The organism is Sphingobacterium corticibacterium (genome assembly GCF_004208525.1).
Taxonomy (GTDB): domain Bacteria; phylum Bacteroidota; class Bacteroidia; order Sphingobacteriales; family Sphingobacteriaceae; genus Sphingobacterium; species Sphingobacterium corticibacterium.
In genome coordinates this window covers 67,058-93,221 of record NZ_SGIT01000006.1, presented here as the reverse complement: position 1 = coordinate 93,221, position 26,164 = coordinate 67,058, and the positions used below count along the sequence as shown (strand labels likewise).

The following is a 26,164-nucleotide window of genomic DNA, read 5'->3' as shown; positions in this document are numbered from 1 at the left end:
CATGTATCACAATCAGAACACTTTCTGATGTTGCAATATAGCTTGGTATGGTTTTCAAAATAGGATATCGTACTGTCATAGGTAGCTTTCAGGCTTTTGCCACCTGTTATGCTTTGTTATTTTTGGGGATTTAGGCTTTGTTTATCCTACGAGTAGTCCGTATGCTCCTTCGATCAATGCTCCGTATATGCTCTCCTTTTCCTATTTCTTCCAGGATGATTTGCAGTCTATGCCGTGCTGTGATGAGTTTGGGAGTGAACGCCACATTTATTGTTTCTTCTTTTAATGCTATTCCTGTCCTCAGGGCTTCCTGCTTGGTAAATTCAGTAATTTCCACATTATATTAACAGAAAGAACGATTTTCCAAATTATATTGTCATTGTCCGTGCCAAAAAAAATGTCGCAACATGATATCTACATTAAATCACTTTCTACTAATTGTTGTTTAAGCGTTTTAAAAAGCTGCTCCTGCTTTACTTTTCCGGAGTTGATTTTTTCTGCAAACCGTACATAACTGAGAGCGGCTCTTTTCAGCTCAGATTGTATCTCATCAATGTTCAGCTTCTTATTACCTGCCAGATGCAGGAGGTAATAGACCGTTCGTTTGAGCATATTTTCGGCTTCCTCCAGCTTTCCCAATTCCTCATAGGTGTTTGCGAGGTTATTGCAGGAAATGATGTACACCTGTATGAACGGGATTTTCAAACGGATGCAATCCAGAATATGGTTATTCAGTACTTCTGCCCTGTACAAAGCATCTTTGTAACCGGTCAATGCTTTTTCAAAATCTCCTTTATTGAAAGTTTCGTTGTTGGCAATGGTCAATGCCTGCCAATATCTTTCTATGTGGTTCATACAGATATCACTCATTTTTATTTTAAATTTTCATTGGCAAAATCCCAGTTTACGATTTCCCAAAATCCCTCTACAAACTTTGGACGGGCATTGCGGTAGTCGATGTAGTAGGCGTGCTCCCAAACATCCAGCGTAAGGATTGGCTTTTTGTTTTCGGTCAGTGGCGTGTAAGCATCTTTCATCGGCACTATTTCCAGTATGCCCTGTTCATTCTGAGCGAGCCAAGCCCACCCGCAGCCGAACAGCTTGACGGCTGTTTCCGAAAATTTAGTTTTAAAATCCTCAAAACAGCCGAAATCACGGGCTATCAGCTCTGCAATTTTTCCCTCGGGTGCTTTTCCGCCATTCGGAGAAAGGCAGTGCCAGAAAAAACTGTGGTTCCAGTGCTGGGCAGCGTTGTTAAATAACGGTGCGTTGTTTTCCGTGAACCCTTTGCAGATAATTTCCTCAATGGATGCACTTTCCAATGGGGTGTCCTTTACCAACCCTGAAAGGTTATTGACATAGGTAGCGTGGTGCTTGCCGTAATGATAATCAAACGTTTCCTCCGTAATAATCGGGTTCAGTGCGTTTTTTTCGTACGGAAGTTCCGGTAATGCTTGTGTAATTCTCATCTCTTATTGTTCTTTAGTTTTAAAATTTTAATATCTCTCTTTAATTGACTTACGTGACTTAGCTCTTCGGTGGCTTTCCGCATATTGGTCTGCATCAGTTTATTATCCCGGATATTCCTTTCCAGGTACTTCTTGTTCTCCTCTAATAATTCTATCACATAATCCATATTCTGAAATTTACAAAAATTAGATTAGCAAAAATAATAAGTTAGTATGAACTAACAAAATAATTAGGTCGTTTATTTTGTTTTTGGTTGGATACAGGTTTTGCCAAAAGAGAATGTCATTTTATACAAGAAAAAGAAAAGCCGAAGCTTTTTAGGGCTCCGGCTTTCCTTCCTGTATATTAACAGGAATACATGCTCAATGATCTCGTCTCACAGTGCTAGTGGGAGATTTCTTTTTATTTTGTGTTGATATCTTACTAGCTAAACACTATTTCGATTTGCTTTCTCTAAATATTCAACGTTTGAGGATATACTCTCAATTCCATTTTTCTTCCGGTAAAAAGGGTAGTATTAATCCTTTGATAGTTTTATTATACGGAGATGCTTAGCCGGTGAGTGGCATTTTATTGGCATTTCTTCTAAATAATTCAACCGCTAAAAGCATCATTAAAACAATAATACACTAACAAATATCCCGTAGCTATTCTCATTATGTTTTGTTGGGCCGTACCAATCAAAATTTGTAGCAGCACCGAATGTAAACTCTTTATAGCTCAAACCAGCTCTGAGCATGATGTAACTTCTATTATGATTCCCTGACTCAGGAACGAATCCATAAAGTCCCTGAATGCGACTATAGAAGTTAAATTTATTATTGATTTTTGGCTTATACTCAATTAACGCCAAGTTTTCAGAGGCAAAATCACTTGCTAAATCTATCTTCGGGTTTGCAATAATCAGCCAATCTTTGCTAGCATACGAATATATTAAACCTGCCACTGGACGAAATCCGTAGACTGGCGTATACTGCATCCCTGCTGATACGTTAAGACCTTTAAAAAGGCTATAGGTAAGGTGTGCCTGCGTCATGATATCGGGTGTCATTTCTTTTTCCCATGTTGCCGTTCCATTCGTAACACTGAAAAAACCTAGCTTTGGAATACTTTGAAATTTTTTATTGACAAGCAATTGATACATTACCCCTCTGCTACCAACCATTGTTTCCATAGTGATTGGCGGATTTTGTAGTGGAGGTCTATTTACTTCGCTTTGAACTTGAGCATAAAGCAAGGTGGTTGAAAATAAAACTGAAATAACTACTGAACTGAGAAACTTACCCATATTATTTATTTGCTAAAAGATTTACATTAAACTCATACTGCAAAATTAGATTGGATAATGCAGGTAAAATAGGAATAACTATGCAGTAATTAGGATAAATCGTGCATTGCTTCGCTGCGATATCTTGACGGAGTACGACCAGTAAAGCTTTTAAAAATCCTTGTAAAATAAGAGGGATCATCAAAGTTTAACTCGTAGCTAATTTCTGAGATGGATTTATTTATATCTGCCAATAAAATCTGACTATTCAGCATAGCCACTTCCAATATGATTTCCTTGCAACTTTTACCAAATACGGTCTTCACACATCTATTTAAATAATTTGCTGAAACTGCCAATTCGTTGGCATAAAATGAAACCTGTTTTTCATTAATATAATTTTGATGAACTGATTGCTTGAACTTTATAGCCATTTGTTGAGTTCTGGATACAGATCTATTTTTTTTCGACAAGTACAATATCTTATTTAGAAGTGCCTGTACCAGACTGTTTCCTGTCTGACTATTCGATGTCAGCGATATCAGTTCGGTGAAAATTAGACGGCAAAGAGCATCAATCCAGTTACTTTCCGACAGTTTCAAATGCAACACAGGGTCAATCATAAAAACGTTAAGTAATTCTTGCTGGTTGAAAAGCAAGGACATCGCTTCATTTTCAATGAGAATAAAATATCCGTTTAAATCAGGGGAAATCTCTTGCAAAGCACTAACTGTTCCTATCGATATAAAAATAAGGGAATCTGCTTCTACTCTGTAAACTTCATTGCCTATCTGATTCACAAAACTCCCCTCCCTTATGTAAAACAGAAAATTGTAGTCATTGCGTAAATAGGGCAACGGGAGGTTTAGATGATTTCTCAAAAAACTTAAAGAATAGATCTGCAATGGTGTTTCCTGCCATTGAAAACTTTCGGGAATATTTTTCAAATACTCCCTCTTAAATAGTGCTGATGTTACTAGTTTATTCAAAAAATACTGTAAATTGATTGACAAACAAAGGTAAACAATTAGGAGAATCAATGATTGATACAATAGTATAAATTAGCACAAAAGATTTATCTACGTAGGATTAATTAGGGGGTATTTATACAGGTTACTCCACTTTTAATTTGGGGAGGAGGCGTCATAGTAATGTATTAGGCCCACTTATCAAAATTAATAATACTATAACATTAAATGTTTTAAATCCGGGTCGTTCTTTATACGCTCCATTTCACTTACCACAATATTCAGAATATCTGATTTTATCTGGCGGTAATTGCTTTCAATCTGCTGTTTCATTTTATCTTCGCCTTGCTCATTTACAAAGGATAAAATTTCCGGAATATTTTGGTAGGCTTTGGTTTCAGCGGATACCTTTTCGTTATCCACTACAATTTCAGCGTGAAAGATTTTCTGCTCGATACGTTCATCAAAATTATCTGATACAGAGCCTACAAACATACCCTGTGTAAGTGTTGAAATTTTGGAAGCCGGAATAAGGCTATCTAACTGGGTGGATATGGAAGTAGATTTATCGTTTCGGTTTATGGTCATACTCTGGCGTTTCTGCAATACTTTTCCGAAACGTTCTGATAGGCTTTTTGCTGTTTCGCCTACCACCTGACCACTGAAAATATTGCCGACTGTATTTTGTATTACTTTGCTCTCTTTGTCGCCGTAATCCCTTGTTAATTGCGAAAAGTCCTGAAAGCCCAAACAAACCGCCACCTTATTACTTCTTGCGGTTGCGATGAGATTATCCAACCCTCTGAAGTAAATGGTTGGTAGCTCATCAATGATGACCGAGCTTTTCAGTTGCCCTTTTTTGTTGATGAGCTTTACAATTCTTGAATTATATAAACCCAAAGCTGCGGAGTAAATATTTTGGCGGTCGGGATTGTTGCCTACGCACAAAATTTTGGGTTCTTTCGGGTTGTTGATGTCCAATGAAAAATCATCACCTGTCATTACCCAATACAGACTGGGCGAAATCATTCTTGAAAGAGGAATTTTTGCCGATGCGATTTGCCCCTGTAATTGATCTTGTGCTCCACCTTGCCAGGCATCCATAAAGGGTGATAGGTAGTTTTCTAAATCAGGGTATGAAGTTAAAATTGTGAATACGTCTGAATACTTTTTGTTCAGCAATTCAATAGCGTGCGGGAATGTGCAATATTTGCCGTTATCATAGATTTTCAGATACCAAATAATGGCGGCTAACAGGATAATCGGACTTTCTACGAAAAAATCCCCCTGCTTCTGTATCCACGATCGATTAAGGTTCAACATTATGGTATATGCCGCTTCGTAAGCATCGGATATGTCCGTCATAAAGTCGGGGTTCAATGGATTGCAACGGTGACTCTTGCGTGGGTCATCAAAGTTTATAACATAGAATTTCGGCTGTACCTTGTACTTATCCCTGTTCTTCAAAAGATGATTGTAAGCAATGGTAGAAAGGTCATCGAATTTGAAATCGTAGATGTACATACTAAAACCTTTCTCTATCTGCTGTTTGATGTAGTTGTTTACAATGGCATACGATTTTCCGGAGCCAGGTGTTCCTAAAACAATAGTTGCCCTGAAGGGGTTTACTATGTTTATCCAACCGTCATTCCATTTGTTCTTGTAATAAAACTTTGTTGGAAGATTGACGGAATATTCATTTTCCATCAATTTGGTTTCCTGCTGAAAACTTTCATTCTCGTTATTGAAAACATCATCCATCAGGTTGGTACGAAGCAAACGGCTCATCCACACTCCGGCTACCATCAGAGCTACATAACCTAAACCTGTGGTAAGGATATAAAGGAAGGTGGCGGTAACTAATGACAATTTCAATAAAGGTGTATTCAGAAAAAACAGGACGAAGCCAATACCCAAAGCCACGTAAATTTTAGACCAGGTTATTTTTTCGTTTTTAACGCCTTTAGTACCCAAGCAACTCAACGCCAACAATACCAAAGCGAATACTTTAGTATATAAGGTATGCGAGAACAAACCTGCCGTTCGGTCGAAATTGCTTAAAATTTTGTTGATTGTTTCGAGTGTCCAGCCACGCTCCATAAAGAAACCGTAGCAGAACCAATAAAGATGCATTAGTATCAAAAGGATACTCACTGCCCGCATAAAAGCCATTATCTTGGCTAAGCCTCTTAAATCGTCTTCTCCCTGCATTATTATTCAGTTTTAATGTTCGGGCGTGAATTTAAAAGCTCTAAAGATTGGCTATTAGAATGTGGCACTCAATGGCGTTGTGTGGCGGTATTTGTCGTTAAGCGGGTTTAATCAGGTTCAGTTTTGCAACAATTTTTTATTAAATTTATACTCTTGAAAATCATCTTGGATTATCTCCATCCATATGGATTATCGACATTAAAAAAGAAATGATATGAATTGGAATAATCCTGATGCTTATCCGGGAGAAAGTGAGGAAGAATATATAGCACGAAAGAATGGGGAAAGTCAATCTGCCACAGGACTAATGTTTGTGATCAGTAAGGTGTTTATTATCGCCTTAAAAATTTTTGCTGTATTCGGAGTGTTCCTTTATACCGGATTTTTACTTTCACAAAAGTTGTTGGGAGCAGAAGCCGACAAACCTAAAATCTGGGTGTTCACCTTAATATTTACCTACTTTATTTTCTGCATCATTTATTTCTTAAAAGGAACTATCATCGGATTGAAGGTGAATAATCGTAAGCTATGGATATTGCCTTGGGCAATCTGTGTGATAATATGCTGTTTTGTTCCGGCATATATCGTAAAATCACTGGTAGCCGGTCTTTTTAATCCGGCTGAACGACAAGGTATTTGGAGCATCGGGTTAAGTTGGGGTGCATTTGTACTTTTTCTATTATACGTCTATGGAATTTATCAGTTCAAAACACCAAACGCCCCAAAGATTTTGCACTGGAGCTATGCATTGGGGTTGAAAATTTCCTTATAATAGACTGGCGTGTATTGACAATATAACTTTATAGACCTCTTTTTCGCTTCCTTTTCTTCTTCATCTTATTGGCAAAATCCTGTTCTTCGTAATCTTCTCCCTGTGCTTCGGGAAGCAAACCTCCCAATGCTTCTATTAAACCGTCTTCGTGTTTTTCAGTCTTCAGGAAGTCGAACAAATGATGTGGTTCCTCTTGTGGAATATTCGCATCGTTTGTTGCGGATATTTTCGGTTGTAATTCAACTGGATCTTTTATTTCCGGTTTGATATTATTGTTCCAATAATCATTAAAGGTATTCGCAGAAAGTTCCTTGCTTAAACGTGAACCATTCCAAACAGCTTTAGAATTATGGTCTATAAATGTCATTCCGTAGATACGACCTGCATCATTCCTCCTAACCACAACATTAATGCCCTGTTCCGCTAATTGTTTTTTAAAGCTCAACTCATCTCTTGTGGATTGGAGGGCAATGGTAACGGCTGACTGTAAAGTCTTTTGGTTTGGATGGTTTTTCAAATCTGTTTTGCATTTCGCAAAATGCAATTCCAAAGCCAGAAGCCCTGCATCTTTACCAAATAGTGAAGCCTTGAACGGGTGTCCGGCTCTTTCGCCTTTCTCGTTTAAGGGTATGTACAATAAGCCTTTCCGTAGTTGTCCCTGCAATTCACCCTCTATCTTTTCGGTCGTAACATTGAACAAGGATAACAGGGCATTATACTCACCCAAAGTCTGAAACTTATAATAATTAGGTATATGCCTGACTACCGAAGCGATTTGACTTTTTACATCACCCGCCCGATAGTTCACCGGACGGAAAACCTTATCGTTCTGATTACGCTCTTTGTCCGTTGCGGGTATCAAATTGTACTGTCTTTCCAATTCGCGGCATACATTCATAGACCGCATTTTCTCAAATTTGTCCGAAATCTTTTTGCCCTGTTCGTCCACGCAAACTGATACGATGTGGATATGGCTGCGGTCAATATCGGTATGTTTGAAGACTACAAACGGTTGTTCTCCATAGCCCATTTCACGCATATACTGTTCTGCCATCTGCCTGTATTTATCATCGCTTACGTTGTCCTTCGGGTCGGGATTAATCGAAATATGCAGTGTATGCTTTTCTGTATTACGGTTGGCAACCAAATATGGAGCAAATGATTGGGCTAATTGAGCAATGGAATAATGACCGTTGGCGGTTTCAATCATCTTGTTGGCGAATAAAATCTGTCCGTTTTCATTCTCCACTTTGAGCTGATTGTATGCCAATGCCCCATACAAATTTCCGCTTCTACCGATTTTCGCTATCATTTCTACCGCTGTTTTTTCAGGTGTTTTGCTTCAAACTCTTCGGTTATCTGAATGATTTGTTGACATAACATCGCCATTTCAGCCGTCTGCTTTTCCAATTTGTAGAGAAAAGCTGCTGCTTTTTTCTCGGTAAAATGCTTGTATAATAGTTTCACAATCTGGTTATAGTTCACACCTATGGAGCGGAACTGGCTGTGAAACGAAGTCAGCCGCATATAAAAATCAACCGTTCCTTTGTCTATTTTAACCGACTTCATTTCCTTTCCGAATAACTGTGAAATGATAAACTTTGCTTTTTTGGGCATTCCTGATGCTTCAAAAAGCGATAAAAGTTTTGCATTTTCCTCATCTGTAAGACGGAAAACGTGGCGGTGGGTGCTCGGGTTTAGCTTGGGCTTACGACCGCCCTTATTCTGCTTGCTGTTACTGTTCTCATTCATTACTAATCCAATTATTATTTACACGAAAAACCGACTTCGGAGGTTTTTTCTGCCCCCTGCAAAGGGCAAGTTGTTTTGAGGCACGAAACTCGGTTTCGAGTGCCTCAAAACACAACTTGCCGTGTTCTGGTGAACACAATAATCCGCCCTTCGGGACGGATTGAAGGTAACAGGGAAAAACGGTTCGATGCCGTTTCCGTTACTCCCTGATATGTCAAAAGACTTTTGCATAAATCCGTTAATAAAAATCATTTTACAAAGTAAAGACCTGTTTAAAAGAGTATTGCAATGCGATACCCGGACAAACACTGCCTTTGAAAGCCAAACACTGCCACACTTCCAAACCCGGATAAATCAATCGCTTTATTTGCCTTATAGTTTTAAGGCAGGCAGTAAAAAATGTATTTAAACAAGAAAACAAATCAGGTCTGTAAACAGGCAGTTTGGAATAAAAGCGTAAGGTTTTAAAAGTGTAAAAGCATAAAAGCGGTAAAGCATTTTGCTTTTTGTAAGGTTTGCCACTTGCTAAAATATATGCCTAATAAGACTGTAAGGAAAGCAAAAAACAGTATAAGAATATCCCCAAAAACCAATGCAGGAATATGGGAACGAGGAAATATTCGAATACACGAATATTCAAACCTGTAAAGCAGGTAAAGTGTGTAACAATAAATTTTTAAATAATGGAAACAAGAAAGAAAACCTTAAAAATCAGCTTCTCCACCCAGAAAGGCGGTGTGGGAAAATCTACGATGACCACCTTGCTGGCAAGTGTGCTTCACTACCGCTTAGGGTTTAATGTCCTGGTTTTGGATTGTGATTTTCCGCAACACAGTCTGACCAATATGCGTGAACGGGATAAGAAGACCATTATGCAGAATGACTACCATAAAAAGGTAGCAATGAAGCAATTCCAGACCATCAACAAAAAGGCATACCCGATTATCAAAAGCAAGGCTGAATATGCTTTGGAAAAAGCATCGGAATATGTAAGTCAGTCGGCAGTTGTACCGGATGTTATTTTCTTTGACCTGCCGGGAACCGCCAATACCAAGGGGGTATTGACCACCCTGAAAATGATGGATTATATCTTTTCACCCATTACGGCCGACCGCTTGGTGGTGGAAAGCACATTGGGCTTCACCAAAGCCTTTCTTGAACTACCTAAAACTATTGAAGGAAACGATGAGCAAGAGTTGTGGCTATTCTGGAACCAGGTAGATGGAAGGGAAAAAACAAGTTTGTACGAGGCATATCAAAGTGTTATCAAACAACTGAAACTACCCATAATGGAAACGAGGATAATGGACAGCAAACGTTTCCGAAAAGAAACGGACGATACGGAAAGTTACGTGTTCAGGTCAAGCCTGCTGCCTGCCGAAACACAACTGATGAAAGCAACCAAAATGGATTTGTTTGTCGAAGAATTCTTGAAAATTACGCATCTCTAAAATCATTCAGCTATGAGTTCAGATAACAAAAACGAAGATTTTAAAAAGCCCGATGTTGATGAGGATTATTTAATGAACATCATCAGTGGTGATGAGCCGGTAGCTCCACCCCAAAATAATCAGCAACAGGAAGAACAAAAGGAAATCAAGACAAAGCCCAAAGACAAAGCCCGAAACAGTTCGTCAAAAAAAGTGGACTATGAGGAAACATTCCTGGTCAATCGGTTTCCGTCAGGTCGCAGCGGTAAGGTTGTTTACATACGCCCCGAATACCACGAAAGATTGCTCCGGATAGTGCAATTAACGAGGGAAGAAAAGACAACCCTCTACTCATACATCGACAATATCCTTGAACAACACTTCAGAGAGTTTGGGGATGATATTACAGATTATTTCAATGAACGTTTTAAACCTATTTTATAAAGTATTGATTATGAAAAATTTATTTAAGAAAAAGAAACAGCCTGACAGTACAATCAAAGAATACAAGGACATTTTTTTACAGCCAACAGAATTTTTGGCAAGAAATGGCAAAACTGTTTATATCAGTGAAGAGTTTCATCAGAACATATCCCGTATTGTTTTTATGCTCGGGGATGGAAAAATCACAATTTCAGATTACTTGTATAGTGTGTTGAAACAACATTTTCAGGATTGTGGAGAGGATATTAAAACCTTGTATAATGAAACTCAAAAAACAATTCTTTGATTATGGAAATCTTAATTGTGATATGCCTGCTCATCGTCATCGTCCTGCTCTTGCAGGATAAGATTGTCATTCATAAAAGGTCTGAGCAGAAACCTACGCAGGAAAAAGTAAACCCGAACTTGCCGGATATTATGGGCCAGCCCAAGCCCGTAAGAAGCCTTTCGGTGCCAAACACTGCCAATGAAAGCCAAACTGAGGAACCAGAGGTAGACCCTGATAATTTAGACATCGAATACGACGAGAACGAAGAAGTCGCTATTCAAATTCCGCAGGAAGAACTGGACGAAGTTTTCAGTAACATACCTGATTTGGAGGAAGAGGAAGAAGAATGGAACAGGTACGGAATATCCGGAGGCGATGACAGTCTTGCCCAAGGGGTTACCTATGACGAACTAAGCTCCGTAGGGGCATTGCTCCAAAAAGAGAATTTGGAACACTCCCAGAAGGAAACAGCGGTTGCGATAGTTCAAAAATTACAGGGAACTGAATTATTCAGCCTGTTGGAAAATTCCATTGAGGGTGCTTCCCGAAAAATTGCCGAGCTTTTGGACAGCACAATCTCTACTGAAACGGAAACCGGTTCTTCCACTTTGCGGAAAAGTGATTTGAATGATTTTGACATTGGGGAGTTTGTGTAAAATATCTATTCTTTTCTTAAACGTTGTATAGTAGATGCTTTATAAGGACAAAAGGAAATATTTATTATCCTTTTGTCCTTTTTATTTTCTGTAATCTTTACTAACCAAAAAGTTAATAAAATTTCATTAAATTTGACATAAAGTGACAAGTCATTGAAATGGAACTCCAAAACTTCGGAATAATAGTTAGGAAACTAAGAGAAAAGAAAGGGCTGCTGCTAAGACAAGTTGCTGCTATTTTAGAAATAGACACGGCTCTTATTAGTAAAATTGAAAGAGGTGAAAGAAAAGCTAACCGAGAGCAAGTTGCCAAATTAGCAGAAGTCTTAGATGTAGAGGTGGATGAACTTTTAGTTATTTGGCTTTCGGACAAGATTGTGGAAATTTTGGAAGAAGAACCGTTGGCATACAAGGCACTTAAAAAGTCAGAAAAACGAATACAAAAGAAGTAATGATATGCAACTAAACTACTTTCCAATTAAGTTTGAGTTTGAAGAATACCAGATTAAGACAGAACCTTATTCAGAAGAACGGCTTAAGGAGCTAAGGGCATTATATAATGCAACTCATTCTTTTTTTAGGAATGGTGACTATATCTATATATCAAACAAAGAAGGAGAAGATACAAGCCTGACAGGAGAAATTATACCTAAGAGAACATTTGATGATAGTCAGGTTACCGCTTCGTTGATTAAACATCTTTTTTTCAGGACATTCAAAGAAAGATTTCCGAACTATATTCCGGTGGATTTTTATCCATTCCGTTTTTTTTCTGCACAAGCTAAAGATGATATTATTTACAATGCACTACCGGAAAATCTTAGGAAGCGTATCGCATATAAAAAACTGATTGAGGTTCAATTACGTCTAACTGAGATAAATGGAATTAAACAATTTGGTTTTCTTATCAATATAAAACGTAATTGGATATTTAACAAATCTTGTTTAGAACTGCATTCAGAAGGCTATAACTTAATAGGTGTTGATGTTCTGTATGCGGAGATACTTCCAGGTTTAACAGAAGTTCTCGCTCCTAATGAAGAACTATTAGGAGTAATTGCTGAAATAGTTGATGATAAGGCGAGAATTGAGACTAACGAAGGAATTAAGGAATACCCTCTCAACCAATTGTTCATCAAGAAATCCAAATATAATATAGGTAACTATTTATCATTTGCTATTTCACAACAGAAAAGTGATGAAATAATGAACCTCATTGAGAGTAAACGTTCCGATATTTACAATACAAAAGCGTTGTACGATGAAATTTTAAAAATATCAAACCATTTATTTTGCGAAAATGCAGCCCCCATTTTATTTCACAATAAAGATGGCTTTTGTTTTACAGTTGACAGCCAACCGTTATCGGTATCAAATAGTATTGAGCTAAAAACGCCCACTTTTATTTTTGACCCCGCAGCAACTAAAACAAATAGTTCTAATCCAGACTTAGGCTTGTCAAATTATGGACCTTATGATAGTTCAATTTTTGACATTAAAAGTCCTAACGTGCTTTGTATTTGTAATAGAAATAATAGGGGCAATTTCACAAAGTTTCTCTCGAATTTGAAAGATGGGATACCTCAATCTCGATATTTTCAAAAAGGACTTCAGAAAAAATATGATTTGCAGGATGTGATACTTAATATAAGGGAAATACAGGCTTATAGCATTGATGAATATCTAAATGTTATCAGTGGTTATGATGAAAACAAACCGCATTTGGCAATTATAGAAATCCCTGCAAGCTTTAAACGTCAAGCAGATTTAGCAAACCCTTATTACCGAATTAAGGCTAAGCTTTTATCATTAGAAATTCCTGTACAGTTTGTTACATCTGAGATAATAGGTAATCATAACGAATATATTCTTAATTCGGTTGCTCTTCAGATTTACGCTAAACTTGGGGGAACTCCGTGGGTTCTTCCTTCTCAACGCTCCGTTGATAAAGAAATAATTATTGGTATCGGTCATAGTTGGTTGAGAAAAAATCAATATGCCGGTGCTGAACAGAACCGAGTTGTGGGTATCACAACATTTATGTCAAGCGACGGTCAATATCTACTTGGAGATAAAGTTAAAGACGTTCCATTTGAGGGCTATTTTGAAGAGTTACTAAAAAGTTTAAAGCAATCAATTATAAGACTTTCCACCGAACAAGGATGGTCTGATGGAGATACGGTTAGGTTAATTTTTCATATCTTCAAGCCCATCAAAAACACTGAATTTGATGTTATTAGTCAGTTGGTTCGTGATATTACCCAATACAAGATTAAGTTTGCGTTCGTTACGATAAGTACTGTTCATCCAACAATGCTATTTGATATAAACCAATCTGGAATAGCAAAATACGGCAGTAATATTATGAAAGGACAATACATACCCAATAGAGGTAGTAATGTTTTTCTTGATGAGAAAACTTGTATCGTACAAATGTTTGGGGCAAATGAATTGAAAACAGCCAAACAAGGTATAAGTAAGCCAGTCCTAATAAATATCAGAACGCCACAAGGAAATTATAATAGTAGTGATTTAAATGATTTGCTGTTCTATGATTTAGGATATATTACCCAACAGATTTTTTCATTCACATACTTGTCCTGGAGGAGTTTTTTACCTGGCGAAGAGCCTGCGACAATGAAATACTCTAATCTCATTTCAAAGCTTTTGGGGAAAATGAGAAATATTCCAAATTGGGATGCTGATAACTTAAACTATGGTCTAAAAAGAAAGAAATGGTTCCTTTAGAAGAAAGAATAGGTTATTTGGCAAGAGTGAGTGAGAATGCCAAGCTTTCAGCTTTCAATGATTTCTTATCTGGAAAAGTTTACATTACTGCTTCAGGTCAAAACTCTAATGAAAGCGAAGAAATCTTTTATGGTTTAATAGATGCTATTTTATCAAACAATAAACTGAATTTTGAAAGTTACTATAATAAAAAAAATAAGAGTAAGCCGAGCAAAGGTTCTCCAGCACCATTTGTTAATGATGATTTCTTAATCTTTTCCTTAATATCAGGTATAGTAAAATTTAATTTAGATAAAACTTGGATAAAAGATATTGTTTCTATCAGGAACAGAAACTCTATAACAATAACATTTGAAAATATATTAAATGAAAATTATTATAGTACAAGTAATCTACCAGAAATAGTTTTTATGTTTTTAAGCATAAATGGTCAGTCTTTAATGACTAATGATTTTGTAGGTTTCACATACACAAGAATAACCGGAAACGTAAAATTATTTGAGAACAGAAGTGACTTTCAAATCCTATGTTCACTTAAAGCTTACGATATGATATTCTTACTGAAAGACGTTCCTGACAAAAAAGAGGTTGACCTCTTAAAGAAATTTAATGCAAATTTTATTAATCGAATTAAGTATATATCTTGGATAGTTCAGGCAATGCTATTTGGACTGTTGGTTTACGCAATTCTTAAACTTCCAAATTATAGTCCAGAGGCTATAAAATTTATAGATAAGTATAATTATGCATTTACAATTTTTGGAGCATTAGGACTGAGCTTTTTAGGGAATGTAATACCTGTAATTAGGAATACATCTCAAAAGATAATTATGCAATTATTCGGATATCCCAAAGAATTGCTAAATGACCTAAAAATTGGTAACAACTCATAATGTGATTGTTTTCTAAAATTAATAAGTAATAACCTGAATGGGCATCAGTTAACTGATGCCCTTTTGCTTTCAAAGCCACTCACAGCCAAACACTTCCTCTGACTGCCACTTTACGGTAATGCCTCATTTTCCATAAGACATTTGTCCCGAAAGCCCGCAAGGTGCGGGATAAACAGTAACGAATTAATGTGTTTCAATTATGGAAAAACAAAGAAAAAAAGTTCTGCTGACAGCCGTGGCTATGCTGTCAGCAATTGGCGTGTTCGCACAGGGAAACGGTTCGGCAGGTATCAACGAGGCTACCCAAATGGTAACCTCTTACTTCGACCCCGCAACGCAATTAATCTATGCCATCGGTGCGGTCGTTGGGCTCATAGGGGGTGTTAAGGTGTACAACAAATTCAGTTCCGGAGATCCCGATACATCGAAAACGGCGGCTTCGTGGTTCGGAGCCTGTATCTTCTTAATCGTAGCGGCTACCATCCTGCGTTCATTCTTCCTTTAATCCTTTGCCTTATGAATTACAATATCAACAAAGGCATTGGGAGGACGGTAGAATTTAAAGGGCTTAAAGCACAATACCTGTTCATCTTCGCCGGTGGGCTGCTCGGTACGCTCATCTTCGTGATGATACTGTATATGGCAGGCGTAAACTCCTATATCTGCCTGTTCCTCGGAGCAGGCGGTGCTTCGCTCATTATATGGCAGACTTTTTCGCTGAACAGGAAATACGGAGAACACGGATTGATGAAGATAGCAGCCAATAAAAGACATCCCCGCTATATCATTTGCCGCAAGCCTGTATGCCGCTATTTAAAATTCACTCCTAAACAGAATGCCCTATGAGAAACGTATCTAAAGCAACAACACTGGAAAACAAATTTCCATTGCTGGCAGTAGAAAACAACTGCATCCTATCGAAAGATGCAGACATTACCGCCTGCTTTGAAGTACGTTTACCGGAATTGTTCACGGTAGCATCTGCGGAATACGAAGCGATGCACTCTGCCTGGCACAAAGCCATAAAGACTTTGCCGGACTTTACGGTCATTCATAAGCAGGATTGGTACATCAAAGAAAGTTATGCTCCCGATATGGCAAAGGAAGACCAGAGCTTTTTGGCAAAGTCTTACCAACGCCATTTCAATGAACGACCGTTCTTAAATCACTACTGTTATCTGTTCCTGACCAAGACCACTAAGGAAAGAATGCGGATGCAAAGCAATTTTTCATCGCTTTGCAAGGGTACACTTATACCAAAGGAAATCAGGAACAAGGAAACAATACACCGCTTTATGGAGGCAGTTGCCCAATTTGAGCGTATCGTGAACGATAGCGGTTTTGTAAGCCTGAAACGTCTGACCGAAGATGAAATTATCGGAACGGAAGATACACAGGGATTACTGGAGCAGTACCTTACGCTTTCGAGAGAAACCGGAACTCCAATGCAGGACATTAGTTTAGGTTCCGAAGAAGTGCGTATCGGCAACAAAAAATTGTCTTTGCACACTTTATCCGATACGGATGATTTACCCGGAACGGTATCGGCAGATACCCGTTATGAAAAGCTGTCCACCGACCGTAGTGATTGCCGTTTATCGTTCGCTGCACCTGTGGGCTTGCTTCTTAGCTGTAACCACATTTACAACCAGTATTTGTTTTTAGATAACAGCGAAGACAACCTGCAAAAGTTTGAGAAATCCGCAAGGAATATGCACTCTTTGGCTCGGTACAGCCGTGCCAACCAAATCAACAAAGAGTGGATAGAAAAGTATCTGAATGAAGCACACAGCTTCGGGCTGTCATCCATCCGTGCTCACTTCAACATTATGGCGTGGTCGGAAGACCCTGCGGAACTGAAGCAGCTAAAGAACGATTGCGGTAGTGCCTTGGCACTGATGGAATGTAAACCACGCCACAACACTACGGACGTAGCCACTTTGTATTGGGCAGGAATGCCGGGAAATGCAGGCGATTTTCCGAGTGAGGAAAGTTTCTATACGTTTATCGAACCTGCCTTGTGCTTCTTCACGGAAGAAACGAATTATCATAATTCACCTTCGCCATTCGGGATAAAAATGGCTGACCGCCTGACCGGAAAACCTATCCATTTGGATATATCAGATTTGCCGATGAAGCGTGGTATCATCACAAATCGAAACAAATTCATATTGGGTCCGTCAGGAAGCGGGAAATCTTTTTTTACCAACCACATGGTTAGACAATACTACGAGCAAGGTGCACACGTCCTACTCGTAGATACAGGTAACTCCTATCAGGGATTATGCGAACTCATCAAAGGAAAAACCAAAGGCGAAGACGGGGTTTACTTTACTTATACAGAAGACAATCCTATTGCCTTTAATCCTTTCTACACAGACGATGGCGTGTTTGACATTGAGAAGCGGGAAAGTATCAAAACCTTGATACTCACGCTTTGGAAACGTGATGACGAACCACCAACACGTTCGGAAGAAGTGGCATTATCCAATGCCGTATCCGGTTACATAGACCGCATCAAGCAAAAGGACGAATACCCATCGTTTAACGGCTTCTATGAATATGTGAAAGGTGATTACCGCAAGGTACTGGAGGAAAAGCAGGTACGGGAAAAAGATTTTGACATTGCCAATTTCCTGAACGTACTCGAACCTTATTACAAAGGCGGAGAATACGATTACTTGCTAAACTCCGATAAACAATTAGACCTCTTATCCAAACGCTTTATCGTGTTTGAAATTGATGCCATAAAGGATCACAAAATTCTTTTTCCCATAGTCACGATCATCATTATGGAGGTGTTCATCAACAAGATGCGAAGACTAAAAGGTATCAGAAAGCTCATACTAATTGAAGAAGCCTGGAAAGCGATTGCCAAAGAAGGTATGGCAGAATACATAAAGTATTTGTTTAAAACGGTTAGGAAGTTTTTTGGCGAAGCGATTGTCGTAACGCAGGAAGTTGACGACATCATCCAGTCACCTATTGTCAAGGAAAGTATCATCAACAACTCCGACTGTAAGATTCTGCTTGACCAACGCAAGTATATGAACAAGTTCGATGATATACAGGCGATGCTCGGTCTTACGGACAAAGAAAAAGGTCAGGTACTATCCATCAATATGAACAACGACCCAAGCCGACTGTACAAAGAGGTTTGGATAGGCTTAGGCGGTACGCACTCAGCGGTATATGCCACAGAAGTTAGTTTGGAGGAATATCTCGCATACACCACGGAAGAAACCGAAAAAATGGAAGTGATGCAGCTCGCTGCCGAACTGGACGGCAATGTCGAACTCGCCATTAAGCACATCGCTATCGAGCGGCGTGATAAGGCAAATCAATAATTATTAACAATTAAAAATTTAGAAACAATGAAAAAAGTAATGTTACTGGTGTGTACGGCACTAATGCTTGCCGTAGCACCCTCCGCAAAAGCTCAGTTTGTGGTTACCGACCCGCTTAACCTTGCATCAGGCATTCTGAACAGTGCTAACGAAATCGTACAGACTTCCTCTACGGTAAGTAATGTGGTGAAGAATTTCAAGGAGGTAGAAAAGGTCTATAAGCAGGGCAAAGAGTATTACGACAAGCTGAAAGCCGTAAACAATCTCGTAAAAGATGCAAGAAAGGTGCAGCAAACAGTTCTCCTGGTAGGTGATGTGTCCGAAATGTATGTACAGAATTTCGGAAAAATGATGAACGACCCAAATTTCACACCGCAGGAATTGGTCGCTATCGGCAACGGCTATTCGGCACTGCTCAAAGAAAGTACCGAATTGCTGAAAGAATTGAAGCAGATCGTTTCCTCTTCCAGCCTTTCACTGAATGACAAAGAGCGTATGGATATTATTGATCGTGTGTACAAAGAAGTAAAGGAATACCACAGCCTTGTACGCTATTACACCAACAAAAATATATCTGTAAGCTATCTGAGAGCGAAAAAGAAAGACGATGCCAAAAGAGTGCTTGACCTCTACGGAACTGCTAACCAAAAATACTGGTAAAGATGGAATGGAATAATCTTCACGAAGTCCTGCGTTCGCTGTATGATGATATGATGCCGCTTGCCGGAGATATGGCGGCAGTGGCAAAAGGATTGGCTGGATTGGGTGCATTGTTCTATGTAGCATTAAAGGTTTGGCAGGCTTTAAGCCGTGCCGAACCTATTGATGTGTTTCCGTTGCTCCGCCCGTTTGCATTAGGTCTGTGCATTATGTTCTTCCCAACCATAGTATTGGGAACCATCAATGCGGTGTTAAGTCCGGTGGTTACAGGAACACACGCTATACTCGAAGACCAGGTACTTGACCTGAACCAATTGCAACAGCAAAAAGACCAATTGGAATATGAAGCGATGGTACGAAATCCCGAAACTGCCTATATGGTATCGGACGAAGAGTTCGATAAGAAGCTGGACGAATTGGGATGGTCACCCTCCGATATTGGAACAATGGCAGGAATGTATATGGACAGGACAGGCTATCAGATAGAAAAAGCCATAAAGGACTGGTTTCGTAATCTGCTGGAAATACTGTTTCAGGCGGCAGCTCTGGTCATTGATACCATACGGACATTTTTTCTGATTGTCCTCTCCATACTCGGACCAATAGCCTTTGCCATTTCTGTGTGGGATGGGTTTCAGTCCACGCTCACGCAATGGCTCACACGCTACATCAGTGTTTACCTCTGGCTACCTGTTTCAGATCTGTTTAGCTCAATGCTGGCAAGAATACAATCGCTTATACTGGAAAGGGATATTGAAATGCTGGCAGATCCGACATACATACCTGATACCTCAAATACGGTGTACATCATTTTTATGATCATCGGGATTATCGGCTATTTCACCATTCCGACGGTAACAGGCTGGGTTATCCAGGCAGGCGGAGCAGGAAACTTTACACGAAATGTAAACCAAACAGCGATGAAAACCGGAAATATTGCCGGAGCCGGGGCCGGTTCAGCCGCAGGGAATATTGGTGGCAAGCTAATGGGAAAATAACAACAATCAAATCATAAAAAAAATGGAATTTAAAACACTGAGAAATATTGAAAACAGCTTCAGACAGATCAGGCTATATGCCATCGTGTTTGCTGTTCTCTGCATTGGCGTGGTAGGATATGCCGTATGGCAGTCCTATCGCTTTGCAGAAGAACAACGCCAGAAAGTCTATGTAATGGACAATGGAAAATCACTGATGCTTGCCTTGTCGCAAGATGCCAGCATTAACCGCCCTGTGGAGGCAAGAGAACACGTAAGGCGGTTTCACGAACTGTTCTTTACGCTTGCTCCCGATAAGAATGCCATCGAAAGCAATATGAAACGGGCGTTTAACCTTGCCGACAAAAGTGCCTTTGATTACTACAAAGATCTTTCTGAAAAAGGTTATTATAACCGTATTATATCGGGTAATGTACAGCAACGCATCGAAGTAGATAGTGTCGTGTGCAACTTCGACACCCATCCTTATGCTGTACGAACCTATGCCAAACAATTCATCATCCGTTCAAGCAACGTAACCCGGCGTAACCTGATTACTACCTGCTATCTCGTGAATTCTGTTCGCTCAGACAATAACCCGCAGGGTTTCAACATCGAAAAGTTTGCCGTGGTGGAGAACAGGGACATTGAAGTCATCGAACGCTAAAATGTTTGATATGAAGCAATTACTTGATTTATACACATTCGCAAAAACCCTTACAGATAAAGGGTATGATGGCTATTTTCAGACAGAAGCAGCTTATGCAGACAAAATAAAAGACAGCATCAGCAGGTTTTTGGAGGCTTGTAACAACGGAATGGACAAACCGATACTGCCTAATATTATGATGCTGAAAACCTACCTGCAATGGAATGGCGACGATAAGCCAAAGGTTGAATGCAATATGTGGGTAAAGTACGAAGACGGTCTTTTCGATGTACAGAAAATGAATATTGAAAGAATAGATCAGTACGGGCAATTATTGAAGCAATCGAAATTAACAGACCTCACTACAAATTCGGTTCCAACAAGGAAAGAAGCCATTGCACAAGTGACTGAAAAACCGAAAGAACAGTTGTCTGCCCGCAAAAGAGGGTTTAGGATGTGATAACACATAATCATTAAAGTATGAAAAAATTAAGAGCAAATATGGACAGGTACTTTGACCAATTGGACGAACGCTGGCGGGCATTGCCTGTACGTAAACAGCATAGGTACACACTATACCTGTTTGTCGGTTATCTACTACTCACCGCAATGGTTATCGCCAAAGTATGGTACGATGCAGGAAATTCCGATAACAGTATGGTAATCGAGCATATTGAAAACCCTGTCCTCCAAAAGAAAGAACATCCTGCACCCTTGCAGGATACATTAACAACAATCTTTAAAAATAAGTTTTATGAAAGAAAATGAGAACAAAAAAACGGTTGTCCGGGTAACAGAAGGAAGCCCAGTAGCAACCGCTGATATGCTGCAAGACAGCACACAGAACAAAGCCCAAAAGCTCAAAAAACCACTCATATTCGGTTTGATGGGCATTGTATTCGTAGGCTGTATGTACCTGATATTTAAACCGTCTTCAGATAAAAAGGAAATCGAAAATATCGGGCTGAACGATGCCGTACCGCAGGCTACAGAAGCAGGGTTGCAGGCAGATAAGCAAAAAGCGTATGAGCAGGAAATGCTCGAACAGAAAAATCAGGAAAAACGCAACGCCCTGACAACGCTATCAGATTACTGGAACACAGACAGCTCGCAGAATTTAGAAGAAAAAATGCCTGAAGAGGATGAAAGTTACAATTCAGTAAGAAATTCAGTAAGATCAGGCAATACGGCACTGAACAGCTACCGAAATGCACAAAGCACATTGGGAGGGTTTTATCAGGATGACAATACCGAAACAATGGAACTCCGCAGACAATTAGATGAGCTGAAAGAGCAATTGGCGGACAAAGGTGTACCAAAGCCTGTTACCGTAGATGACCAATTGGCATTGATGGAGAAATCCTACCAGATGGCGGCAAAATATCTGCCGGCAAATACAAATTCAGCTGAAACTTCACCTTCTAATGGTGCAGGGGTTGCTCCGGCTCAATCGGCTTCTACACAAAAGGAGCATTTTGTAGCATTCACTTCCGCAAGAAAGAATACGGTTTCTGCCTTGTACCGTGAACCTTCAGACAGTACATTCTTAGCCGACTGGAGCGAAACCCGTAACAGGGGTTTTTATACCGCAGGTTCTAAGCAGCAGGTGGTGCAACCGAAAAACAGTATCAGAGCCTGTGTTCACGAAGCACAGACCATTGTCGGTGAAAGTGGTGTACGACTGCGTTTATTGGAGCCGGCACAAACTTCAAGCCGTACCATTCCGCAGGGAACAGTTCTAACGGCAATCGGTAAGTATCAAGGGGGACGTTTACAACTAAAAGTAACCTCGATTGAATTGGAGGGCAATATCATTCCGATAGATATAACCATTTATGATCTGGACGGACAGCAAGGCTTGTACGTTCCGTATTCTCCCGAAATGAATGCCCTTACGGAAATGGCGGGTAATATGAGCCAGACTTCGGGAACAAGCATAATGCTTACACAGAATGCCGGACAGCAGGTTGCCGCAGATTTAAGCCGTGGCGTAGTACAGGGTATTTCAGGCTACTTCGCCAAAAAAGTAAGAACACCAAAAGTTACACTGAAAGCAGGACATCAGGTCTTTTTGGTATCAAAAAAATAATGTTGAACTCAAATATTTTAAACAATGAAAAATCATTTAAAAATCTTTTGGGCATTTGCCCTGATACTCGGCTTTGCCGTACAGTCTTACGCACAGGAAAATGCCAGAACTCCGCTTGCATTAGGCAAGATAGAGCCTTACAAAATGGAAGTAACCTATGATAAAACTTCGCACCTGATTTTCCCGACGGCTATCCGTTATGTGGATTTGGGAAGCGAATACCTGATAGCTGGAAAAGCTGAAGATGCGGAGAATGTTTTACGGGTAAAAGCATCCGTGAAGGATTTTGAAGCAGAAACCAATTTTTCTGTTATCACCAATGACGGTCGCTTTTACAGTTTCAATGTGTATTACAGTTCCTATCCTGAAGCGTTGAGCTATGATCTTTTGACAATGCAGAAAGCAGTAGATAAAGCCAACGGAAACGATGTGCTTTTTGAAGAATTGGGTAACAACTCACCGTCATTGGCTGGCTTGCTGTTGGAAACCATTTACAAGAAAGACAAACGCATTGTAAAGCATATCGGGGCTAAGAGTTTTGGCATTCAGTTCATCCTGAAGGGAATTTACATACACAACGGTAAATACTATTTCCATACGGAATTGAGAAACCGTACCAATGTACCTTTCCAGATTGATTTTGTGAATTTCAAAGTGGTGGATAAAAAAGTAGCAAAACGTACCGTAGTACAGGAAAGACCGATGATACCGCTTCGTACTTATAAACCACTTACGGAAATCTCCGGACAAACTACCGAGCAAAACGTATTCCTTTTAGACCAGTTTACCATTGCCGATGACAAGGTATTTTTGATTGAAATCTTTGAGAAGAATGGTGGCAGACATCAGGTACTTCAGGTGGAAAACTCGGATTTGATTAAGGCTCGTTTGATTAACGATATGCACCTGAAATTTTAATAACCTTTTAAAACAAGAACAATAAAATGAAAAAGTATATCTATACCGTGATGCTTGTTGTGATAGGTATCACGACCAGCCAGGCACAAAGGATGTTGCCTAAACAAAAAGGATTGGAAGTAAATATTGGTGTATTATCCGATGATAAAATAGGTAATGATTATTACATCAATATCGGGATGACAGTAAACGGTAAGAATGGGAACTATCAGCTTTGGGCATTGGAATACACGCATCAATATCACAACTATAAAGACGTAAAAATTCCGCAGGAAACATATACTGCCGAAGGCGGTTACAGTTTCTTCCTGTTGGGAGATGCCCGTAAGAATATCACGTTAAACTTCGGAATAACAGGCGTGGTCGGTTATGAAAACATCAATCGTAGCGAAACGATGTTGTATGACGGATCGAAAATACTGAGTGAAGACAACTTTATCTACGGAGCTGGCGGAAGGCTCACTTTTGAAACCTATCTATCAGACCGTTTTGTATTAGTCCTGCAAGGACGTACAAAGGTTTTGTGGGGTACGGATCTGGAACAGTTTCGTCCGTCCGCAGGTGTGGGATTAAGGTTTAACTTTTAAAATTTGAAACGATGATAGCAATATTTAATAAATTCAGAATAGGAATGTTGTCAATATACCTAATGCTGGCAATCCTGATAGGTTCTATTTCGCTGGTATCTTGTAGCAAAGATGATGAACTCGAAATACAGAACAATTTTCCTTTTGAGGTAAACGTGATGCCTGTACCCAAAGATGTTGCCAATGGGCAGACGGTAGAAATACGCATTACCATACAACGAACAGGGAACTACACGAACACACAATATTTTCTTCGCTATTTTCAGTTTGACGGTACAGGAACATTGCAGTATTACGATGAACAACCGTACCTGCCGAATGATTTGTATTCGTTGCCAACTGAACAATTTAGATTGTATTACACTTCCACGTCCACCGTATCACAGTCCTTTGAGGTTTGGATTTCGGACAGCTTCGGTAATGAAAAGCAACTGAGCTTTGAGTTTAATAGTAGTGATTAAAAAAAGTCCTGCCATATAGGTTAGATCTGTGCCTCAAACGAATACACTAGATGATTTGCTAACGAAAAAACTCTTTGAATTTATCTCACAGGAATACTTACCTAATTCCGATTTGGGATTATTCAGTTTGTTACTTGATGCACAGGGCTTGGATTACGAAGAAGAGCAGTTTGCAAGCCAAATGAAGAAGAAAAAGAAGAAAGGGAGAAGATTGTAAATCAACTATTCTCCCTTACAACACATAGATTTCCTTTTATATTCAGCCTTGGGATGTAATAATCTGAATACAGCTTGTCAAAATATAACTTCAATAAATTAGGAAATTTATTCTTAGATAAAAAAACTGGACAGTCCTATTATCCTAAATTCTGTTGAAAGTATATCATTGCTTCTTTAGTTGAGTATAAAATTTTCCTGATCTTTTGTAAGTAGAATTGGTTCTGTCATTATTTTTTGAACGGCTTTATCATCAGCAGCCCGGAATCCATTAACAAATTTCTCTAATTCTGCTTCGCTCTTAGGCAGAAAAGATGCTGCATTATTCTTTGCATTGGTCTGAAATTTTTCTACAATAGGCTGCATCAATGTGTTATAGCTATCACAGGCGGCTAAGATGTCATCTGGGTATTCTGCTATAAAGTGCGCCAGTGCCTTTGCCCCATAAATAGACAGGGAAGCTCCCATTCCTGATAAAGCAGTCGGACAGAAACCTGCGTCTCCCAACAAAACCAAACGACCATTATGCAGGTTTGGAGCATTTACCATGCCCATTTTGTCCATGAAAAACAAGCCATCGTCCAAAAGATTTTGCAGTAATTGTTTTACTTCCGGATTATAATCACCAAAAGAATCTTTAAGAATAGATGAAGCATTATCTTTGATAAAGCCAAGGTCTTCGGAGCTACGGATATAACACTGAATGGCTATTTCGTCCTCTGCTATAGGGTAGATATGTAGTGATCTGTTGACATCTACATAGACCTTAAATATACCAACTTGTTTTTCGTGGTTTTGTTTTAATTTTCCTCCTACATAAAGCGTATTGAAATCTTCTAATTGATAATTGGTAAAATACTGTTCTCTTGTTGAAGAACGCAATCCTTCCGAGATAACTACTAAATCAACATGTATCGATTTTCCATTTGAAAGTATAACTTTTGTCAAATCTGATTTTTCTTCCAGTTGTGAAATCGTTGTGTCAAAAAGCACATTTATATCGTTTTTGATCGCTTCATACAAAACGTGATGTAATCCACCACGACTTATAAGGACGGAACGTTCAATATTCGTATGCATTTTATCATAATCAATGCTTTGAATGACTCTCTCATTGGTTTCTACAAAATGAACTGTTTCAGAGGGTGATGATTCTGCTTGTAGATTTTGAGTTAGCCCCAATTCGTCCATGATTTTTACACCGAAACTCTTGAGGGAAATAAGAAATCCCGCTTTACTGAATGAAGGCGATCTGTCAATTACTGTAACGTTATGACCTTGTTTTGCCAAAAAGTTAGCAGCTGTTAAACCTGCAATCCCTGCTCCGGATATTAAAATGTGTTTTTTCATTTCTTCTATTTTTAAATTGATATTGCAAATT

30 protein-coding genes are annotated in these 26,164 nt (G+C 39.2%); 21 read left to right on the top strand and 9 right to left on the bottom strand.

Going from position 1 to position 26,164, the window contains the following annotated elements:
- Positions 1 to 414 precede the first annotated feature (414 nt).
- From EWE74_RS20075 to mobC, 6 genes are all read right to left on the bottom strand, one after another.
- Positions 415 to 855: a tetratricopeptide repeat protein gene (locus tag EWE74_RS20075; RefSeq protein WP_206365314.1), complete on the bottom strand. Its 441-nt coding sequence runs from the start codon at positions 853 to 855 to the stop codon at positions 415 to 417.
- A gap of 17 nt (positions 856 to 872) precedes the next feature.
- Complete coding sequence (locus EWE74_RS20070) at positions 873 to 1,469, bottom strand: superoxide dismutase (protein WP_130143448.1); 597 nt, start codon at positions 1,467 to 1,469, stop codon at positions 873 to 875.
- Positions 1,466 to 1,636 carry a hypothetical protein gene (locus EWE74_RS21150; protein WP_165384778.1) on the bottom strand — a complete coding sequence of 57 codons (171 nt, stop codon included), beginning with the start codon at positions 1,634 to 1,636 and terminating at the stop codon, positions 1,466 to 1,468. Before EWE74_RS21150 ends, EWE74_RS20070 begins: the two co-directional genes overlap by 4 nt.
- 447 nt (positions 1,637 to 2,083) lie before the next feature.
- Positions 2,084 to 2,758, bottom strand: coding sequence for a hypothetical protein (locus EWE74_RS20065; RefSeq protein ID WP_130143447.1), 675 nt, complete (start codon positions 2,756 to 2,758; stop codon positions 2,084 to 2,086).
- Positions 2,759 to 2,847: 89 nt separating this feature from the next.
- Positions 2,848 to 3,726: a helix-turn-helix domain-containing protein gene (locus tag EWE74_RS20060; RefSeq protein WP_130143446.1), complete on the bottom strand. Its 879-nt coding sequence runs from the start codon at positions 3,724 to 3,726 to the stop codon at positions 2,848 to 2,850.
- A gap of 195 nt (positions 3,727 to 3,921) precedes the next feature.
- Entirely contained in the window at positions 3,922 to 5,916 is a 1,995-nt protein-coding gene (gene mobC, locus EWE74_RS20055) for a conjugal transfer protein MobC (protein WP_130143445.1), read from the bottom strand.
- Between the two features lie 214 nt (positions 5,917 to 6,130).
- Here mobC and EWE74_RS20050 point away from each other — a divergent pair, with 214 nt between their 5' ends.
- Positions 6,131 to 6,688 carry a hypothetical protein gene (locus EWE74_RS20050; protein WP_130143444.1) on the top strand — a complete coding sequence of 186 codons (558 nt, stop codon included), beginning with the start codon at positions 6,131 to 6,133 and terminating at the stop codon, positions 6,686 to 6,688.
- A gap of 28 nt (positions 6,689 to 6,716) precedes the next feature.
- Here EWE74_RS20050 and mobB read toward each other — a convergent pair whose 3' ends face one another.
- Complete coding sequence (mobB, locus tag EWE74_RS20045; protein ID WP_130143443.1) at positions 6,717 to 8,000, bottom strand: conjugal transfer protein MobB; 1,284 nt, start codon at positions 7,998 to 8,000, stop codon at positions 6,717 to 6,719.
- Between the two features lie 2 nt (positions 8,001 to 8,002).
- Positions 8,003 to 8,440 carry a conjugal transfer protein MobA gene (gene mobA, locus EWE74_RS20040; RefSeq protein ID WP_130143442.1) on the bottom strand — a complete coding sequence of 146 codons (438 nt, stop codon included), beginning with the start codon at positions 8,438 to 8,440 and terminating at the stop codon, positions 8,003 to 8,005.
- A gap of 683 nt (positions 8,441 to 9,123) precedes the next feature.
- On the opposite strand from mobA, the gene EWE74_RS20035 reads away from it, so the two are divergent.
- From EWE74_RS20035 to EWE74_RS19940, 20 genes are all read left to right on the top strand, one after another.
- Positions 9,124 to 9,891, top strand: a complete 768-nt coding sequence (locus tag EWE74_RS20035) for a ParA family protein (protein ID WP_130143441.1) — start codon at positions 9,124 to 9,126, stop codon at positions 9,889 to 9,891.
- A gap of 12 nt (positions 9,892 to 9,903) precedes the next feature.
- Positions 9,904 to 10,314: a DUF3408 domain-containing protein gene (locus tag EWE74_RS20030; protein ID WP_130143440.1), complete on the top strand. Its 411-nt coding sequence runs from the start codon at positions 9,904 to 9,906 to the stop codon at positions 10,312 to 10,314.
- 10 nt (positions 10,315 to 10,324) lie between these two features.
- The gene (locus EWE74_RS20025) at positions 10,325 to 10,600 is read left to right on the top strand and encodes a DUF3408 domain-containing protein (protein ID WP_130143439.1); all 276 of its coding nucleotides are present in this window, start codon (positions 10,325 to 10,327) and stop codon (positions 10,598 to 10,600) included.
- Positions 10,601 to 10,602: 2 nt separating this feature from the next.
- Entirely contained in the window at positions 10,603 to 11,238 is a 636-nt protein-coding gene (locus EWE74_RS20020) for a conjugal transfer protein TraD (protein WP_130143438.1), read from the top strand.
- Between the two features lie 158 nt (positions 11,239 to 11,396).
- The gene (locus EWE74_RS20015; RefSeq protein ID WP_072885921.1) at positions 11,397 to 11,690 is read left to right on the top strand and encodes a helix-turn-helix domain-containing protein; all 294 of its coding nucleotides are present in this window, start codon (positions 11,397 to 11,399) and stop codon (positions 11,688 to 11,690) included.
- Positions 11,691 to 11,694: 4 nt separating this feature from the next.
- A complete protein-coding gene (locus EWE74_RS20010; RefSeq protein WP_130143437.1) occupies positions 11,695 to 13,986 on the top strand; it encodes a Piwi domain-containing protein in 2,292 nt (763 codons plus the stop codon).
- Positions 13,974 to 14,879 (top strand): hypothetical protein, encoded by a 906-nt coding sequence (locus EWE74_RS20005; protein ID WP_130143436.1) that lies wholly within the window; start codon positions 13,974 to 13,976, stop codon positions 14,877 to 14,879. The genes EWE74_RS20010 and EWE74_RS20005 overlap by 13 nt, the downstream gene beginning before the upstream one ends.
- A gap of 199 nt (positions 14,880 to 15,078) precedes the next feature.
- On the top strand, positions 15,079 to 15,384 hold the full coding sequence (locus EWE74_RS20000; RefSeq protein ID WP_078677414.1) for a DUF4134 domain-containing protein: 306 nt from the start codon (positions 15,079 to 15,081) through the stop codon (positions 15,382 to 15,384).
- An 11-nt stretch (positions 15,385 to 15,395) separates the two neighbouring features.
- Complete coding sequence (locus tag EWE74_RS19995) at positions 15,396 to 15,725, top strand: DUF4133 domain-containing protein (protein ID WP_130143435.1); 330 nt, start codon at positions 15,396 to 15,398, stop codon at positions 15,723 to 15,725.
- Positions 15,722 to 18,226, top strand: a complete 2,505-nt coding sequence (locus tag EWE74_RS19990; protein WP_130143434.1) for a TraG family conjugative transposon ATPase — start codon at positions 15,722 to 15,724, stop codon at positions 18,224 to 18,226. Before EWE74_RS19995 ends, EWE74_RS19990 begins: the two co-directional genes overlap by 4 nt.
- Before the next feature lie 27 nt (positions 18,227 to 18,253).
- Positions 18,254 to 18,886 (top strand): DUF4141 domain-containing protein, encoded by a 633-nt coding sequence (locus EWE74_RS19985; protein WP_130143433.1) that lies wholly within the window; start codon positions 18,254 to 18,256, stop codon positions 18,884 to 18,886.
- Between the two features lie 2 nt (positions 18,887 to 18,888).
- Positions 18,889 to 19,884, top strand: a complete 996-nt coding sequence (gene traJ / locus EWE74_RS19980) for a conjugative transposon protein TraJ (RefSeq protein ID WP_130143432.1) — start codon at positions 18,889 to 18,891, stop codon at positions 19,882 to 19,884.
- A gap of 22 nt (positions 19,885 to 19,906) precedes the next feature.
- Positions 19,907 to 20,530, top strand: coding sequence for a conjugative transposon protein TraK (gene traK / locus EWE74_RS19975; protein WP_130143431.1), 624 nt, complete (start codon positions 19,907 to 19,909; stop codon positions 20,528 to 20,530).
- Positions 20,531 to 20,540: 10 nt separating this feature from the next.
- A complete protein-coding gene (locus EWE74_RS19970; protein WP_130143430.1) occupies positions 20,541 to 20,972 on the top strand; it encodes a hypothetical protein in 432 nt (143 codons plus the stop codon).
- 20 nt (positions 20,973 to 20,992) lie between these two features.
- Entirely contained in the window at positions 20,993 to 21,280 is a 288-nt protein-coding gene (locus EWE74_RS19965) for a nitrogen regulatory IIA protein (protein ID WP_130143429.1), read from the top strand.
- Positions 21,267 to 22,601 (top strand): conjugative transposon protein TraM, encoded by a 1,335-nt coding sequence (gene traM, locus EWE74_RS19960; RefSeq protein ID WP_130143428.1) that lies wholly within the window; start codon positions 21,267 to 21,269, stop codon positions 22,599 to 22,601. Before EWE74_RS19965 ends, traM begins: the two co-directional genes overlap by 14 nt.
- A gap of 24 nt (positions 22,602 to 22,625) precedes the next feature.
- On the top strand, positions 22,626 to 23,519 hold the full coding sequence (gene traN, locus EWE74_RS19955) for a conjugative transposon protein TraN (protein WP_130143427.1): 894 nt from the start codon (positions 22,626 to 22,628) through the stop codon (positions 23,517 to 23,519).
- 26 nt (positions 23,520 to 23,545) lie between these two features.
- Positions 23,546 to 24,106 carry a conjugal transfer protein TraO gene (locus EWE74_RS19950; protein ID WP_130143426.1) on the top strand — a complete coding sequence of 187 codons (561 nt, stop codon included), beginning with the start codon at positions 23,546 to 23,548 and terminating at the stop codon, positions 24,104 to 24,106.
- An 11-nt stretch (positions 24,107 to 24,117) separates the two neighbouring features.
- Positions 24,118 to 24,567 (top strand): DUF3872 domain-containing protein, encoded by a 450-nt coding sequence (locus EWE74_RS19945; protein WP_130143425.1) that lies wholly within the window; start codon positions 24,118 to 24,120, stop codon positions 24,565 to 24,567.
- 55 nt (positions 24,568 to 24,622) lie between these two features.
- Complete coding sequence (locus EWE74_RS19940; RefSeq protein ID WP_239018730.1) at positions 24,623 to 24,784, top strand: hypothetical protein; 162 nt, start codon at positions 24,623 to 24,625, stop codon at positions 24,782 to 24,784.
- A 176-nt stretch (positions 24,785 to 24,960) separates the two neighbouring features.
- Here EWE74_RS19940 and EWE74_RS19935 read toward each other — a convergent pair whose 3' ends face one another.
- Positions 24,961 to 26,133, bottom strand: coding sequence for an FAD-dependent oxidoreductase (locus EWE74_RS19935; RefSeq protein WP_130143424.1), 1,173 nt, complete (start codon positions 26,131 to 26,133; stop codon positions 24,961 to 24,963).
- Between the last annotated feature and the right edge of the window lie 31 nt (positions 26,134 to 26,164).